This window comes from Veillonella parvula (genome assembly GCF_047241225.1).
Classification (GTDB): Bacteria; Bacillota; Negativicutes; order Veillonellales; family Veillonellaceae; genus Veillonella; species Veillonella parvula_O.
The window spans coordinates 86530-99813 of the sequence record NZ_JBKTIE010000002.1 but is presented as its reverse complement, the minus strand read 5'-3'; the positions used below and the strand labels follow the sequence as shown (position 1 = coordinate 99813).

Here is a 13284-nt window from a genome sequence, read left to right as displayed (position 1 = left end):
ACGAATGTACAGAAAATTAGGCCGCGACAGCTCCGCTCGTAAAGCGTTGTTCCGTAGCATGTTAACATCTTTCTTCCAATATGAGCGTATTGAAACGACTGAAGCTAAAGCGAAAGAACTTCGTTCTTTAGCTGATCAAATGGTAACTTTGGCTAAACGTGGTGATCTTCATGCACGTCGCCAAGTTCTTGCATACCTCATGGATGAAAGTGTAGTAAAAAAATTGTTTGATACAATTGCTCCAAAATATGCAGACCGCCAAGGTGGTTACACTCGTGTAATCAAAACTGGTCTTCGCAAAGGTGACGCTGCACCTTTGGCTATTATCGAGTTAGTTTAATCAAACTCATACGGTGTTGTAACTTATGTTGCAGCACCGTTTTTTTATTGTCAATTTTATGGTACAATCGACTAGTATAATATCGTAATATGTTAGCAGTTATCGTAAAGGATGAATATGTATTGTCAACCTTTTGCATAATATCTAAGAGATTATTAAATTCAAGTTCTATTAAATAGGATAAATTGAAATATGGGGATTATGCACCACATGAGTATGATAGATGATGCAAATGGTTCTACTTTCATAGAAACGAAATTGACTAGAAAGATATGAGGTTATCCATGAATGAACAAGACATTATGATTGAGGTCAATCATATGAGTCATATTTATACTGATGAAAACGGCAATGATGTACGTGCCTTGGATGATGTGAATCTATCCATTAAGCGTGGTGAATTTGTTTGTATCATTGGAACTAATGGCAGTGGTAAAAGTACGCTTGCCAAGCATTTTAATGTGTTATTACAACCTAGTGAAGGTCATATCAATGTATGTGGCTTTGATACGCGGGATGAAGCGCATATTTGGAATATTCGCCAACATGTAGGAATGGTATTCCAAAATCCTGATAACCAAATCGTAGCGGCCGTCGTAGAGGAGGACGTTGCCTTTGGTCCAGAAAACTTAGGTATTCCTAGTGCAGAAATTAGAGAACGTGTTGATGCAGCATTAGCTGCTGTTAATATGACTGAATATAGAGAACATGGTCCCCATTTATTATCGGGCGGACAAAAACAACGTATTGCTATCGCAGGTGTATTAGCGATGAAGCCTGATTGTATCGTTCTTGATGAACCAACAGCGATGCTCGATCCAAAAGGTCGTCGCGAAGTGCTTGAAACGGTTCACAAGCTCAATAAGGAAGAGGGCATTACGATTGTATATATTACGCACTTCATGGAGGAAGCTGTTACGGCAGACCGAGTTGTGGTTATGAAAAATGGTGTGAAATTACATGATGGTACGCCTCGTGAAATTTTTAGCCATGTAGATACTTTAAAAGGGCTGGGCCTCGATGTACCGGTAGCCTCTGAGATTGCTTTCAAATTGAATGCTAAAGGTTATGAAGTGGGTAAGAGTATCATTAATAATGAAGAGTTAGCAAAGGGCCTTAAAGGCTCAAAGTTAGGCAAGCAATTATCCGCTATACACTCAACAGATGCTCCAAGAGGGGAGGCAACCCACTAATGGCAATCGTATTAGATAATATTACATATACCTACGGCGTGGGCACCCCTTTTGAAAAGACTGCACTTCGTGGTGTATCTCTTACCATTGAAAATGGCGAGTTTCTAGGTGTTATCGGTCATACTGGTTCCGGTAAATCTACCTTTGTACAACATCTAAATGGGTTATTACATCCTACAACTGGTACAGTTACTGTCAATGGTGTAGATATTAGCGCCTCCACAGAGGAAGCAAAAAAAATGCGTCATAAAGTGGGGATGGTATTCCAGTATCCAGAGCATCAATTGTTTGAAGAAACCATCGCGCAAGATATCGCCTTTGGTCCTAAAAATTTAGGTCTTAGTGCTGATGATGTAGATGAGCGTGTGCGAGATGCGATGAAGTTCGTAGGGCTCGATTACGATACATATGCAGAACGTTCTCCATTCCATTTATCTGGTGGTCAAATGCGCCGCGTGGCTATTGCTGGCGTAGTAGCTATGGATCCAGATTTTCTTGTGCTCGATGAACCGTCTGCTGGTCTTGATCCATTTGGTCGGGAAGAAATCTTTGAAGAAATCATTCGACTTCATAAAGAAAAGGGAATCACTGTAATTCTTGTATCTCACAATATGGAAGATATTTCTCGTATGGCTTCCCGTCTTGTAGTATTCGATAAAGGGCGTATCGTTCTCGATGGTGAACCGATGGACATCTTTAATAATCATCGTGATGAATTACAGGCTGTCGGTGTAGATGTACCGCCAGTGTCTGTTACCATGGAATATTTGCGCGAACAAGGTTTTGATGTGTCTAATCGCGTACTATCTGTAGATGATGCGGTACAAGCAATTCTCGAAGGAGGTAACCATGCTAAATAATATTACTATTGGTCAATACTTCCCAGGAAACTCTTTCTTGCATCGCATGGATCCACGCGCAAAGATTATTGCTACTACCATATTCGTTGTAGCCATATTTTTGGCGAATTCTCCGTTAGCATATGGTATTGTTGGTGGTTTTACCATATTTGCAATGCTGTTATCGCGTTTGCCATTGCGCCTTATGTGGTCTGCTATTAAACCGCTTTGGATTATCATCGTATTTACTATGGGGATTCACATTTTTACGACACCAGGGAATCCAATTTTTCAATGGGGGATTATTAATATTACCGACCATGGCGTGGCAATGGGCCTTCAAATGGCGGCACGCTTAATCTTCTTAATCTTGTTTTCCTCTTTGTTGACCTATACCACATCACCAATTCGCTTAACTGATGGCATCGAGCACTTGCTCAATCCGTTCCGTCGCATAGGTGTTCCTGCTCATGAGATCGCCATGATGATGACTATTGCGCTGCGTTTCATCCCTACCTTATTGGATGAGACAGATCGTATTATGAAAGCACAATCTGCTCGTGGTGCAGACTTTGTGACAGGCTCTATCATTCAACGGGCTAAAAATATGGTGCCACTTTTAGTGCCATTATTTATTAGTGCGTTTCGACGGGCTGATGAATTAGCTATCGCTATGGAAGCGCGTTGTTATAGAGGTGGCGTCAATCGTACACGTATGAAAGAATTACAAGTTACCTATGTCGATTATATCGGCGTCGGTGCTGTTGTCTTGATTACGATTATACTCATTGCATTATGGTGGCTTGGCCTATGAGAAATATACGGATCATAGTGGCTTATGATGGTACAGATTTAGCAGGTTATCAAAAGCAACCTAATGATAAGGGGTTAACGGTACAAGGTTGTTTGGAATATGGTTTATCACGTATTTGTAATGAACCTATTCAAATTTATGGTGCCTCTCGTACGGATGCGGGGGTGCATGCTAAATTTCAAGTTTGTACATTTCAAACGTCGGGCACTATACCAGTAGAAAATATTCCTCGTGCTATGATAGCTCATATTCCTAAGGATATAGTCGTTCTAGAAGCGGTAGAAATTTCGCTAGATTGGAAGCCACGGTGGAATATATACGGTAAAGAGTATGTATATACGATTCATAATCAGCTCATTGCAGATCCTTTGACGCAGCGATATCATTGGCATGTGAAAAAGCCTTTAAACATTCTTCGTATGCAGGCTGCAGGTAATGAACTAGTAGGTACGCATGACTTTACAACCCTAAAGGGAACGAACTCAACTCCTGCGGATCCTGTAAAGACAATCATGGGGATTCGTGTTGAGTCCCGAGGTTCACAGGTGACGATTTCTGTGATCGGTGATGGCTTTTTATATCATATGGTCCGTAATATTGCAGGCTTACTTGTAGATATAGGTCTTGGTCGTCGCAAGGTTGAGGATATTAAAGGATATTTAGCTGCTAAAAACCGGCGTGCTATAGGGAAAACTGCACCCGCTCAAGGCTTATGTTTAGAAGAAATATTCTTCACTGAGGAGCGTCAACAAGAGGTGTTACGAAATAAATATTTTAGATGATTCGAGAATAAATATTCTATATAATTTTATATAGACTCTTTTTTTGCCGTCTGAATATAAAACGATAAGCATAAATACTAAAAGGATACTACTTAAAAAGTGGTATCCTTTTTCTCTTATAATTTTTAGTTATAATACCTTAATTTATACCTATTATTATGTGAAATGATACATTGTAAACCTAAAATATACATGATACAATGACGATATAAGACAGGTTCGTACTATAAAACATTAACATAGTAAGGTAGACTCTTGTCAGCAGTGTAATTTTTATCCTAAGGAGGGTGAATCTCTTGCAAAAACGTAAAGATTTTATCTGGAAAATGGGCGGCCAACAAGGTGAAGGTATCGAGAGTTGCGGTGAAATCATGGCCACAATCCTTGCTAAAGAAGGCTACTCTTTGTATAGCCAACGTTTATTTGCATCTCGCATCAAAGGTGGTCATACTACATTCGCATTGCGCGTAGCATTGGAACAAATTATGTCCATTGGTGAAGGGGTAGACTTCTTGCTTTCCCTTGATCAAGAAACCGTTGATATGCACGGTTCCGAAGTACGTGATGGTGGATATATCATCTGTGATAGCAAAGTTAATCCAGACTTTTCTAAATTTGAAGGTACAAAGATTAATTGCTTATCTTTGCCTATCTCTGAAACAGCAATGAAACAAGGCTCTTTGTTGATGCGTAATATCGTAGCACTTGGGATGTCCGTAGCGCTTCTTGGCTTTGATACTAAGATGTTTAAAGATGCTATTACTGAGAAATTTGCAAAGAAATCCCAAGAGATTATTGATAAAAACTTGGCTGCTTTCGATGATGGTCATAGCCTTGTAATGGAAAAATTAGGCGATGTTGAAATCGATACATTGCCAGCGCCTGGTAAGAAAGATCAAATGTTCTTATTAGGTAACGAAGCATGTGCTCTTGGTGCTATTGCAGCAGGCTCCCGCTTTATGGCGTCTTATCCTATTACGCCAGCATCTGAAGTTATGGAATACATGATTAAAACTATGGATAAGTTGGGCTCAACTGTTGTTCAAACAGAAGACGAAATCGCAGCGTGTATGACAGCTATGGGTGGCGTATACGCAGGTGTTCGCGGCTTTACATGTACTTCTGGTCCAGGCCTTTCCTTGATGGCAGAATCCTTGTCCATGGCTTCTATGGCTGAATTGCCAATGGTTGTTATCGACGTTCAACGTTCTGGTCCATCCACTGGTATGGCTACAAAAGTTGAACAATCCGATATTGATGCGGCTTGCTACAATGCACATGGCGACTACTCTGGTATCGTAATTTCTCCAACATCTATCGAAGAATGCTTTTATGAAATTCAAAAAGCTTTCAACTTGGCAGAAATGTACCAATGTCCAGTTATCTTTATGCCTGACTTACAACAAGGTTTGAATAAACAATCCGTTCCTTCTTTCGATTTGAACCGCGTACCTATTAATCGAGGTAAAATGATGAAAGAGGCTGAGCTTCCTGAATTGGTACAACCTAACTATTTCAAACGCTTTGAATTGACTGAAGATGGCATTTCTCCTCGTACAATTCCAGGTATGAAAAATGGTCTATTCCTTTCCACAGGTTTAGAGCATAATGAAGAAGGTAAACCAGCAGAAGCGCCTACAATGCACGTAGCGCAAACTGATAAACGTTTCCGTAAATTGGAAACTGTAGCTGACAATTATGAACCATTCTTGAACAATGCTAAATACGATGAAGCGGATGTACTCGTTGTAGGTATGGCTTCTAGTCGTGGTGCTATCGAAGAAGCTGTTGCTGAATTCGATCAAGAAGGTGTTAAAGTTAACCATTTACAATTGCGCTTAATTAAACCATTCCCAGCAAAGCAATTACAACCGTTCTTTGATGCGGCGAAAAAAGTAGTTATTGTAGAACACAATAAAACTGGTCAATTGGCTAACTTATTTAAAATCAACATGCATAAGAAACATAAGATTTCTAGCTGCTTGAAATACGATGGTAATCCATTCACAAAAAGTTATGTGAAAAATGCGATTAAGGAGGTCCTATAATATGACAACAGCTAAAGATTACAGAAATGATATTCGTCCTAACTGGTGTCCAGGCTGTGGCCATTATGGGGTTCAAGCGGCGATTACTGACGCTGTAGTAGCGAAAAATATTCCACCAGAAAAATTAGCCGTAATTTCCGGTATTGGTTGTTCTAGCCGTATCGGTGGCTATTTCTATGCTTATGGTGCGCATACAACTCATGGCCGTGCGCTTCCTTATGCGCAAGGCGTTAAGCTTGCTAACCAAGACCTAGAAGTTATTGCATTCTCTGGTGATGGCGATGCGTTTGCTATCGGTATGGGTCACACCATTCATGCTTTTAAACGTAATGTAAACATGACATACGTAGTAATGGATAACCATGTATATGGTTTGACTAAAGGTCAAGCATCCCCTCGTTCTGACATCGGTTTTGTTACAAAAACAACTCCTCATGGTGCGTTTGAGTCTCCATTGTCCGTTTGTGAAACTGCGATTGCAGCAGGTGCTACATTTGTAGCGCAAAGCTATATGGTGAATCGTAAAGAGCTCGTTGATTTGATTCAACAAGCTATGGATCATGAGGGCTTCTCTTTCATCAATGTATTTAGCCCATGTGTTACATACAACAAACGCAATAGCTATGATTGGTTCAAAGAACATTTAGTAGCATTGCCTGAAGGTTATGACCCAACAGATCGTGCAACAGCGCTTAAAACTTTGGGTGATACTGATGGTTTGGTTACAGGCCTTATCTATCAAAATACATCTAAACCTTCCTTTGAAAAAGCAATGGCTGCAGCAAATGGCGGACCACATCCTCGTCCATTGACTGAAGATGTTGTAAAACCTGACCAAGCATTATTTGATAGCCTTTGTAATGGCTTCAAATAAGCATTAGCAGAACACTATAGATACTTGCTTGTCTACATAATAAACGTGTCACCTTCGGGTGGCACGTTTTTTGTATGTACTATTTTATGAAAAACTATTTAGTATATTGCTTTCTGCGATTTGTCCCATGTGGTTATATAACGTGATATAATAAGGACATTGTATGATACTCATTGCAATTGTATCGTATTCATTGCAGAGGTTTTTATGAAAGCATACGAAAAGGGGATTAGTCTATCTATCTGGACTCTGAGTTGGCCTATATTTATTGAAGTGTTCCTACAGATGCTAGTAGGTAATATAGACCAATTGATGATGAGTCACTACTCGTCTCAAGCGGTAGCAGCGGTAGCTAATGCCAATCAAATTTTAAATATCTTTATTATGCTCATCATCGTCATGAGTACAGCTACGACGATTTTGATTGCCCAATATTTAGGAGCGAGAAACCAGTCCAAGCTATCAGAGGTATGTACGGTCAGCTTAATGATGAATTTTCTCTTTTCATCTATAGCGGCAGTATTCTTTATTACTTGCCATGAATGGATCTTTACATGGCTAGGTATACCACCAGAAACGATGAGTGATACGTCGATATATACTACTATCGTTGCTGCAGGGCTACCGATACAAGCGATGTATTATGCGTTAGTGGCCGTATTTAGAGGTCACTCATTAACACGTGTTACCATGTACATTGCCCTTGTGATGAATATCATTCATATTCTAACAAACTATGTATTAATCTTTGGACATGGTCCAATACCAAGCCTTGGTGTATTAGGTGTTTCTATTTCAACATGGCTATCTAAAGTCGTAGGGCTCGTGATTATTGGATATACTTTTAAGAAATTATTAACCTTAGAGGTAAACTTTAAATTCTTAAAACCATTTCCGTGGCATACGGTTAAATCTTTATTGCATATTAGTGTTCCTTCTGGTGGAGAAACATTGAGCTATCAATTATCTCAAGCTACGATCATGAAAATGGTCAACATGTTAGGCTTAGCAGTTATTAATACTAAAGTTTATGTATCTGTTATCGCCATGCTTTGTTATGTATACACCATAGCGCTATCCAATGCTTCACAAGTTATCGTAGGTTTCCTAATGGGCGCTAAACGCCAAGAGGAGGTTACTAGTCGTGTATGGAAGTCCATGTATTTAGCGATTGCTATTAACGTAGGTCTTGCTACATTCTTCTATGTGACTAGTGATTTTGTTGTATCTGTGTTTACTTCGGATCCGGAAATCCTAGAGTTAGCACATAATGTATTACTGGTTGAGATCTTTCTTGAGTTAGGACGTGCAGTAAATATCGTTATGGTTGGTTGTTTGCAGGCTGCCGGTGATATTCGTACGCCTATGCTAGTGGGAATCTTTGGCATGTGGTTATGCGCCGTGCCATTATCGTATCTATTTGGTATTTACTGGGGTTGGGGCCTTGTTGGTATATGGATTGCCATGGCCGCTGATGAAATCTTGCGAGGTTTATTGTTTATATATCGTTGGTATAGCGGTAAATGGAGAAACAAGCATCTTATCGAAGCTTAATTTCATTCTCCCTAATTTTGATTTACAATTAGCTAAATAATAATGTAATATAACTAGCATTATATTGGAGAATAGACATTGCTAGTTTTACTTGAAAGTAGGTTTATATGAGTAAGACAGTAGGCATTATTGGCTTAGGCCTATTAGGTGGATCCTTGGCAAAGGCCTTAAAGGAATATACAGATTATGAGGTAGTAGGCTATGCACGTCGTCAAGAGGTCTGTGATGCGGCCATTCAAGATGGTGTGGTAAAAGCTGCGTGGACTGAAGTTGAGCCATTGATTAAGAACTCAGATATCGTTGTGTTCTCCTTGCCACCTGATACAAATGCACGACTTTTTACTGAAACGGCTCATCTATTTAGATCGGGACAAGTTGTAACCGATGTATCTAGTGCGAAGGAAAATTTTGTACGAGCCGTTTATGAATCGATTCCTAAGGGGACCGTTTTCGTATCTGTCCATCCTATGGCAGGATCCGAAAAGGGTGGGTATGAAGTATCTCATAAAAACCTATTCAAAGGTATGGGCTGGATTGTGTTAGAAGATAAGGCATCTGATGTATATAGTGAAGAAGTAGCTCAAGAATTAGCTGACATGGGTCGTGCCTTAGGGTCTCGTATCGAGTTTGTCGATATTTATGCTCACGATGCATATCTGGCTATGGTTAGTCATATGCCTCACTTATTGGCCTCTATTTTAACACAAGTTTCGGGAGGCGATGAATTGGGCGAATTGCGTATGAAATTGTCCGCAGGGGGCTTTAGAGACTGTACACGTGTGGCTGGTGGATTACCATCTATGTGGCGCGAAATTATCTATGGCAATCGTCATAATGTTATTGAAGGCCTTACACAAATTGAATCAGAAATTGAACATGTTAAAGCGATACTTTCACAAGATGACGAAGGACAAGCATTAGAAAGCTATCTTGAACGAAGTCGCGAGATTCGAGAAAAGTTACCGTATTTAACTGGTCAAATCAAGGATAATTAAAATGGCGTAGTTTTGTATCCTATAGAGAGTAAATGTAACTGAAAAAACATGACATATATCAAGAATCGTGTATACTATATATCGATATGAGTATGTAAATATATTATGTTAAGGGAGCTTTTATGAGTTTGTTACAAGAAACTTGTGGCGCTATTACAGGTCGCAGCCTAGAGATTGAACAACATATATTTAATAGTTGGAATGCAGAATCGCCGGTGGAACTATATGGTCGTCTTGTAGATGTTGTGGCTCAATATGGGGCGGCTACAAATCAAGAGCAGGTAACCGTGCCAAAACCATGTATGATTATTGCTTCTGCAGATCATGGCGTAGCTGATATGGGCGTCAGTGCGTATCCAAAAGAAACGACCGTTGGGATGACACAAAATTACCTGATTCCTAAGGGGGCTGGCGCTAATTCTCTAGCGAATTACTGTGGAGCTCAAATGGAAGTTATCGACATGGGCATTGATGCGGATATGAGTTGGGTTCCAGGCCTTCGTATTCATAAACTTGGGATGGGTACGAAAAACTTTGTAGAAGAGCCAGCTATGACGCGTGAACAAGCGATTGAAGGCATTAAAACGGGTATTCGCCTCGTAAAAGAAAAAATTGATGAAGGCTTCAATGTATTTTTAGTAGGCGAAATGGGCATATCGAATACGACAGCTAGTGCCCTTATGACCGCTAAGTTTGCAGGACTTACAGCGGAAGAGGCGACGGGACGAGGAACGAATATTTCCGATGAACGACTCAAACTAAAACAGCGGATCGTTCATGATGTGCTAGAAAAATATAAGGATATTAGTAAGGATGATGCTCTTGGTATTTTATCGTCTGTAGGCGGTTTTGAATTTGCTTGTATTGTGGGTGTTATCTTAGGCGCTGCAGCAAATCATGGGTTAGTTATTATCGATGGATTTAATACATCGGCTTGTGCATTGGTGGCTAAAACATTGGCTCCAAAAGCGATGGATTATGTGATGGCTTCACATTTATCTGCTGAAAAAGCGGCCAAATCTTCCTTAGAAAATTTAGGCCTTGAAGCCTATGTAGATTTAGGCCTTTGTTTAGGTGAGGCTTCTGGTGGATCCATACAAATGGGGATGCTAGATCTTGCGGTGCATATGTATATGGCCATTACAGGAGGTAATAAATGAGAACTTTCAAAGTTGAGCCGTTAGATACACAAGCAATGGAAACATGTCGATTCCGTATTGATAATTTGACAAAGCCTATCTATAGTCTGGCTACGTTAGAAACTATAGCGGAGCGTTTTGCAGGAATTTTAGGAGACCCTAAACCAAATCATTTGCGTCAAGGTGTGCTCGTTGTGGCAGCTGATCACTTGGTAGATGGACCGCAAAATGATCAACATGGTAGTGAAAGTTATGCTGCTATAAAACGCTTTAATGAGGGAAGAACAGCTACACAAGGGGCTGCAGCTAAATTAAATGCTGTTGTACATGTGGTGAATGTAGGTCTAGAACAAGACACTTCTGATTTAACAAATATTGAGCAACAGGTGATTCGGAATGGGTCCCATTTCTTTGGCGTAGAACCTGCTATTTCTCGCGATGAATTAGACCGTGCTATTGAGCTTGGGTTTACTTATGCAGATAAGTTACATAGAGATGGATTACAAGTGGTGGCTATTGGCAATATAGGGGAGAGGGCCTTTCTGGACTCTCTTGTAACGACGGCGACAATCACAGGTTGTGCCTATGAGAATATTCTCGTTCATAATGAATATGGCCCTACGATAGAGCAACGCGCTGCTCATATTCATTCTTTTGTAGATCGATTTAATATTTCTGTGGATGATTGGTCTGCTTTGAGTGAAAGCGAGCGCCGTGATGCGGTATTGAACTTGCTTCACGTAGCGGGTGGTTTAGATATTGCATTTTTAACGGCCTTTACCTTAGGGGCTGCTAGCCATCGCATGGCTGTAGTCTTTGATAATATAGTAACTGGTGCAGCTGTTTTAGCGGCGGTTACCATTGAACCGCTAGTTAAGGACTATGTGTTCCCGTCGGCTGCCTATGATGAGCCTATACATGATGAGCCCATACATAAGGAACAATGTCGCTTCTTAGGGGTAAAGCCTTATTTAGACTATAAACTGCTAATTGATGAAGCCTTAGGTTCTACCATGGGCCTATCTGTTATCAATGCATCTATGCATATGCTAAATGACATGAAAACCTTCGTTGAAGCGGAGGTGAGTGTAGCCGAAGATGGGGCTGGTAAAGGTAGACAAAAGAATAAAGAATAACCCGTTTTAAAGGGGGATTGTACCATCGCCCTTTTTCTTATGTGGGCGATGGTCTTTAAACCAATATTTACTTGCATTTTATGGAAAAACCATTGACACTATATGTGTAAATTGATATTATTATATGGCAGTCAGGACGGACTTAATTCATCCTTGACGACAGATTGATAATTATGTTATAGTAATTATCGGTTCTGTATGCGGGAATAGCTCAGCGGTAGAGCACCGCCTTGCCAAGGCGGGGGTCGCGAGTTCGAATCTCGTTTCCCGCTCCATACATTCCTCGATAGCTCAGTCGGTAGAGCAATCGGCTGTTAACCGATCGGTCGTAGGTTCGAGTCCTACTCGAGGAGCCATTTGACTCACTAGCTCAGTTGGCAGAGCACCTGACTTTTAATCAGGGTGTCCCGCGTTCGAGTCGCGGGTGAGTCACCATTTCTGGCCCGTTGGTCAAGCGGTTAAGACACCGCCCTTTCACGGCGGTATCCCGGGTTCGATTCCCGGACGGGTCACCACATGGACGATTAGCTCAGCTGGGAGAGCGCCTGCCTTACAAGCAGGATGTCGGCAGTTCGATCCTGTCATCGTCCACCATATGCGGGAATAGCTCAGCGGTAGAGCACCGCCTTGCCAAGGCGGGGGTCGCGAGTTCGAATCTCGTTTCCCGCTCCATACATTCCTCGATAGCTCAGTCGGTAGAGCAATCGGCTGTTAACCGATCGGTCGTAGGTTCGAGTCCTACTCGAGGAGCCATTTTTATTGGCCCGTTGGTCAAGCGGTTAAGACACCGCCCTTTCACGGCGGTATCCCGGGTTCGATTCCCGGACGGGTCACCACATGGACGATTAGCTCAGCTGGGAGAGCGCCTGCCTTACAAGCAGGATGTCGGCAGTTCGATCCTGTCATCGTCCACCAAAGCAAACGGTTATCTTCGGATAGCCGTTTTTTTAGTATGTAAAAAGTACATATGGGTATAAAAAATACATATGGCTATGTAGATAAATAAAGGAGTACAACTGTTATAGTTGTACTCCTTTTGTTGTAATGCGTATATAGTTTTATGTAAAAAATATATAGTTGCTATGGTTGTACTTTTAAAATATATAGTTAGTTATTGTTATATCTAAAAAATATAAATTTTATTATAGTCACATCTGGAAACTACATATTTAACGTGGCGCATACATGATGATATATACACCTACGAGGCATACAAGGCCGCCGATGATATCGTACATATCTGGTCGTAAGCCGTCCACAAGCCAGCCCCATAGAATAGAGAGGGCAATGAATACGCCGCCGTATGCTGCGTATACTTTGCCAAAGCTTGCTTCTGGCTGGAAGGTGGGGATGATGCCGTATAAGAATAAAATAAAAGCACCTGCGATTAGGTAAATAGGTCCTTTGTCGTCACGCATATAGAGCCATACGAGATATCCGCCACCGATTTCCGCAAGTCCTGCTAGTATAAAGAATAGAATAGATAAGAGCATAATAACCTCACTGTATTCTTGCTGTATTAATTGAAATCTATTCTCTATTGTACAACTTAGGACAAGAGAGGGCAATT

General features: G+C 40.9%; 12 protein-coding genes and 9 tRNA genes. 20 read left to right on the top strand and 1 reads right to left on the bottom strand.

Features of this window, described 5'->3' with window-relative positions; all coding sequences use genetic code 11:
• Positions 1-4 precede the first annotated feature (4 nt).
• From rplQ to ACLRYO_RS03810, 20 genes are all read left to right on the top strand, one after another.
• Positions 5-340, top strand: a complete 336-nt coding sequence (gene rplQ, locus ACLRYO_RS03905) for a 50S ribosomal protein L17 (RefSeq protein WP_004695155.1) — start codon at positions 5-7, stop codon at positions 338-340.
• Positions 341-624: 284 nt separating this feature from the next.
• A complete protein-coding gene (locus tag ACLRYO_RS03900; RefSeq protein ID WP_316584471.1) occupies positions 625-1533 on the top strand; it encodes an energy-coupling factor transporter ATPase in 909 nt (302 codons plus the stop codon).
• On the top strand, positions 1533-2393 hold the full coding sequence (locus ACLRYO_RS03895) for an energy-coupling factor transporter ATPase (protein WP_316584472.1): 861 nt from the start codon (positions 1533-1535) through the stop codon (positions 2391-2393). The genes ACLRYO_RS03900 and ACLRYO_RS03895 overlap by 1 nt, the downstream gene beginning before the upstream one ends.
• Positions 2383-3186, top strand: coding sequence for an energy-coupling factor transporter transmembrane component T family protein (locus ACLRYO_RS03890; protein ID WP_278618711.1), 804 nt, complete (start codon positions 2383-2385; stop codon positions 3184-3186). Before ACLRYO_RS03895 ends, ACLRYO_RS03890 begins: the two co-directional genes overlap by 11 nt.
• A complete protein-coding gene (gene truA / locus ACLRYO_RS03885) occupies positions 3183-3968 on the top strand; it encodes a tRNA pseudouridine(38-40) synthase TruA (protein ID WP_278618710.1) in 786 nt (261 codons plus the stop codon). Before ACLRYO_RS03890 ends, truA begins: the two co-directional genes overlap by 4 nt.
• A gap of 296 nt (positions 3969-4264) precedes the next feature.
• Positions 4265-6016 (top strand): 2-oxoacid:acceptor oxidoreductase subunit alpha, encoded by a 1752-nt coding sequence (locus ACLRYO_RS03880; RefSeq protein WP_004698101.1) that lies wholly within the window; start codon positions 4265-4267, stop codon positions 6014-6016.
• A gap of 1 nt (position 6017) precedes the next feature.
• Positions 6018-6890 (top strand): 2-oxoacid:ferredoxin oxidoreductase subunit beta, encoded by an 873-nt coding sequence (locus ACLRYO_RS03875; protein WP_004695167.1) that lies wholly within the window; start codon positions 6018-6020, stop codon positions 6888-6890.
• A 207-nt stretch (positions 6891-7097) separates the two neighbouring features.
• A complete protein-coding gene (locus ACLRYO_RS03870; protein WP_278618709.1) occupies positions 7098-8444 on the top strand; it encodes an MATE family efflux transporter in 1347 nt (448 codons plus the stop codon).
• Between the two features lie 107 nt (positions 8445-8551).
• Positions 8552-9439, top strand: coding sequence for a prephenate dehydrogenase (locus ACLRYO_RS03865; protein WP_278618708.1), 888 nt, complete (start codon positions 8552-8554; stop codon positions 9437-9439).
• Between the two features lie 122 nt (positions 9440-9561).
• A complete protein-coding gene (locus tag ACLRYO_RS03860; protein WP_413084684.1) occupies positions 9562-10599 on the top strand; it encodes a nicotinate-nucleotide--dimethylbenzimidazole phosphoribosyltransferase in 1038 nt (345 codons plus the stop codon).
• Complete coding sequence (locus ACLRYO_RS03855; protein ID WP_278618705.1) at positions 10596-11714, top strand: nicotinate-nucleotide--dimethylbenzimidazole phosphoribosyltransferase; 1119 nt, start codon at positions 10596-10598, stop codon at positions 11712-11714. Before ACLRYO_RS03860 ends, ACLRYO_RS03855 begins: the two co-directional genes overlap by 4 nt.
• A gap of 200 nt (positions 11715-11914) precedes the next feature.
• Positions 11915-11989, top strand: a tRNA-Gly gene (locus ACLRYO_RS03850).
• Between the two features lie 5 nt (positions 11990-11994).
• A tRNA-Asn gene (locus tag ACLRYO_RS03845) sits at positions 11995-12070 on the top strand.
• Between the two features lie 3 nt (positions 12071-12073).
• Positions 12074-12149, top strand: a tRNA-Lys gene (locus tag ACLRYO_RS03840).
• 5 nt (positions 12150-12154) lie between these two features.
• Positions 12155-12229, top strand: a tRNA-Glu gene (locus ACLRYO_RS03835).
• Between the two features lie 3 nt (positions 12230-12232).
• Positions 12233-12308: transfer RNA gene (locus ACLRYO_RS03830), tRNA-Val, on the top strand.
• Positions 12309-12311: 3 nt separating this feature from the next.
• Positions 12312-12386, top strand: a tRNA-Gly gene (locus ACLRYO_RS03825).
• A gap of 5 nt (positions 12387-12391) precedes the next feature.
• Positions 12392-12467 (top strand) — tRNA-Asn (locus ACLRYO_RS03820).
• An 8-nt stretch (positions 12468-12475) separates the two neighbouring features.
• Positions 12476-12550, top strand: a tRNA-Glu gene (locus ACLRYO_RS03815).
• A gap of 3 nt (positions 12551-12553) precedes the next feature.
• Positions 12554-12629, top strand: a tRNA-Val gene (locus ACLRYO_RS03810).
• 254 nt (positions 12630-12883) lie between these two features.
• Here the strand turns inward: ACLRYO_RS03810 and ACLRYO_RS03805 are convergent.
• The gene (locus tag ACLRYO_RS03805) at positions 12884-13207 is read right to left on the bottom strand and encodes a YnfA family protein (protein WP_004695177.1); all 324 of its coding nucleotides are present in this window, start codon (positions 13205-13207) and stop codon (positions 12884-12886) included.
• Positions 13208-13284: the final 77 nt, after the last annotated feature.

What these genes read in the sequence shown, in the direction of transcription:
- ACLRYO_RS03890 (WP_278618711.1), top strand. Translation starts at nt 2,383, where the DNA reads ATGCTAAATAATATTACTATTGGTCAATACTTCCCAGGAAACTCTTTC.
- ACLRYO_RS03865 (WP_278618708.1), top strand. Translation starts at nt 8,552, where the DNA reads ATGAGTAAGACAGTAGGCATTATTGGCTTAGGCCTATTAGGTGGATCC.
- ACLRYO_RS03895 (WP_316584472.1), top strand. Translation starts at nt 1,533, where the DNA reads ATGGCAATCGTATTAGATAATATTACATATACCTACGGCGTGGGCACC.
- ACLRYO_RS03855 (WP_278618705.1), top strand. Translation starts at nt 10,596, where the DNA reads ATGAGAACTTTCAAAGTTGAGCCGTTAGATACACAAGCAATGGAAACA.
- ACLRYO_RS03805 (WP_004695177.1), bottom strand. Translation starts at nt 13,207, where the DNA reads ATGCTCTTATCTATTCTATTCTTTATACTAGCAGGACTTGCGGAAATC.
- rplQ (WP_004695155.1), top strand. Translation starts at nt 5, where the DNA reads ATGTACAGAAAATTAGGCCGCGACAGCTCCGCTCGTAAAGCGTTGTTC.
- ACLRYO_RS03875 (WP_004695167.1), top strand. Translation starts at nt 6,018, where the DNA reads ATGACAACAGCTAAAGATTACAGAAATGATATTCGTCCTAACTGGTGT.
- ACLRYO_RS03900 (WP_316584471.1), top strand. Translation starts at nt 625, where the DNA reads ATGAATGAACAAGACATTATGATTGAGGTCAATCATATGAGTCATATT.
- ACLRYO_RS03860 (WP_413084684.1), top strand. Translation starts at nt 9,562, where the DNA reads ATGAGTTTGTTACAAGAAACTTGTGGCGCTATTACAGGTCGCAGCCTA.
- ACLRYO_RS03870 (WP_278618709.1), top strand. Translation starts at nt 7,098, where the DNA reads ATGAAAGCATACGAAAAGGGGATTAGTCTATCTATCTGGACTCTGAGT.
- truA (WP_278618710.1), top strand. Translation starts at nt 3,183, where the DNA reads ATGAGAAATATACGGATCATAGTGGCTTATGATGGTACAGATTTAGCA.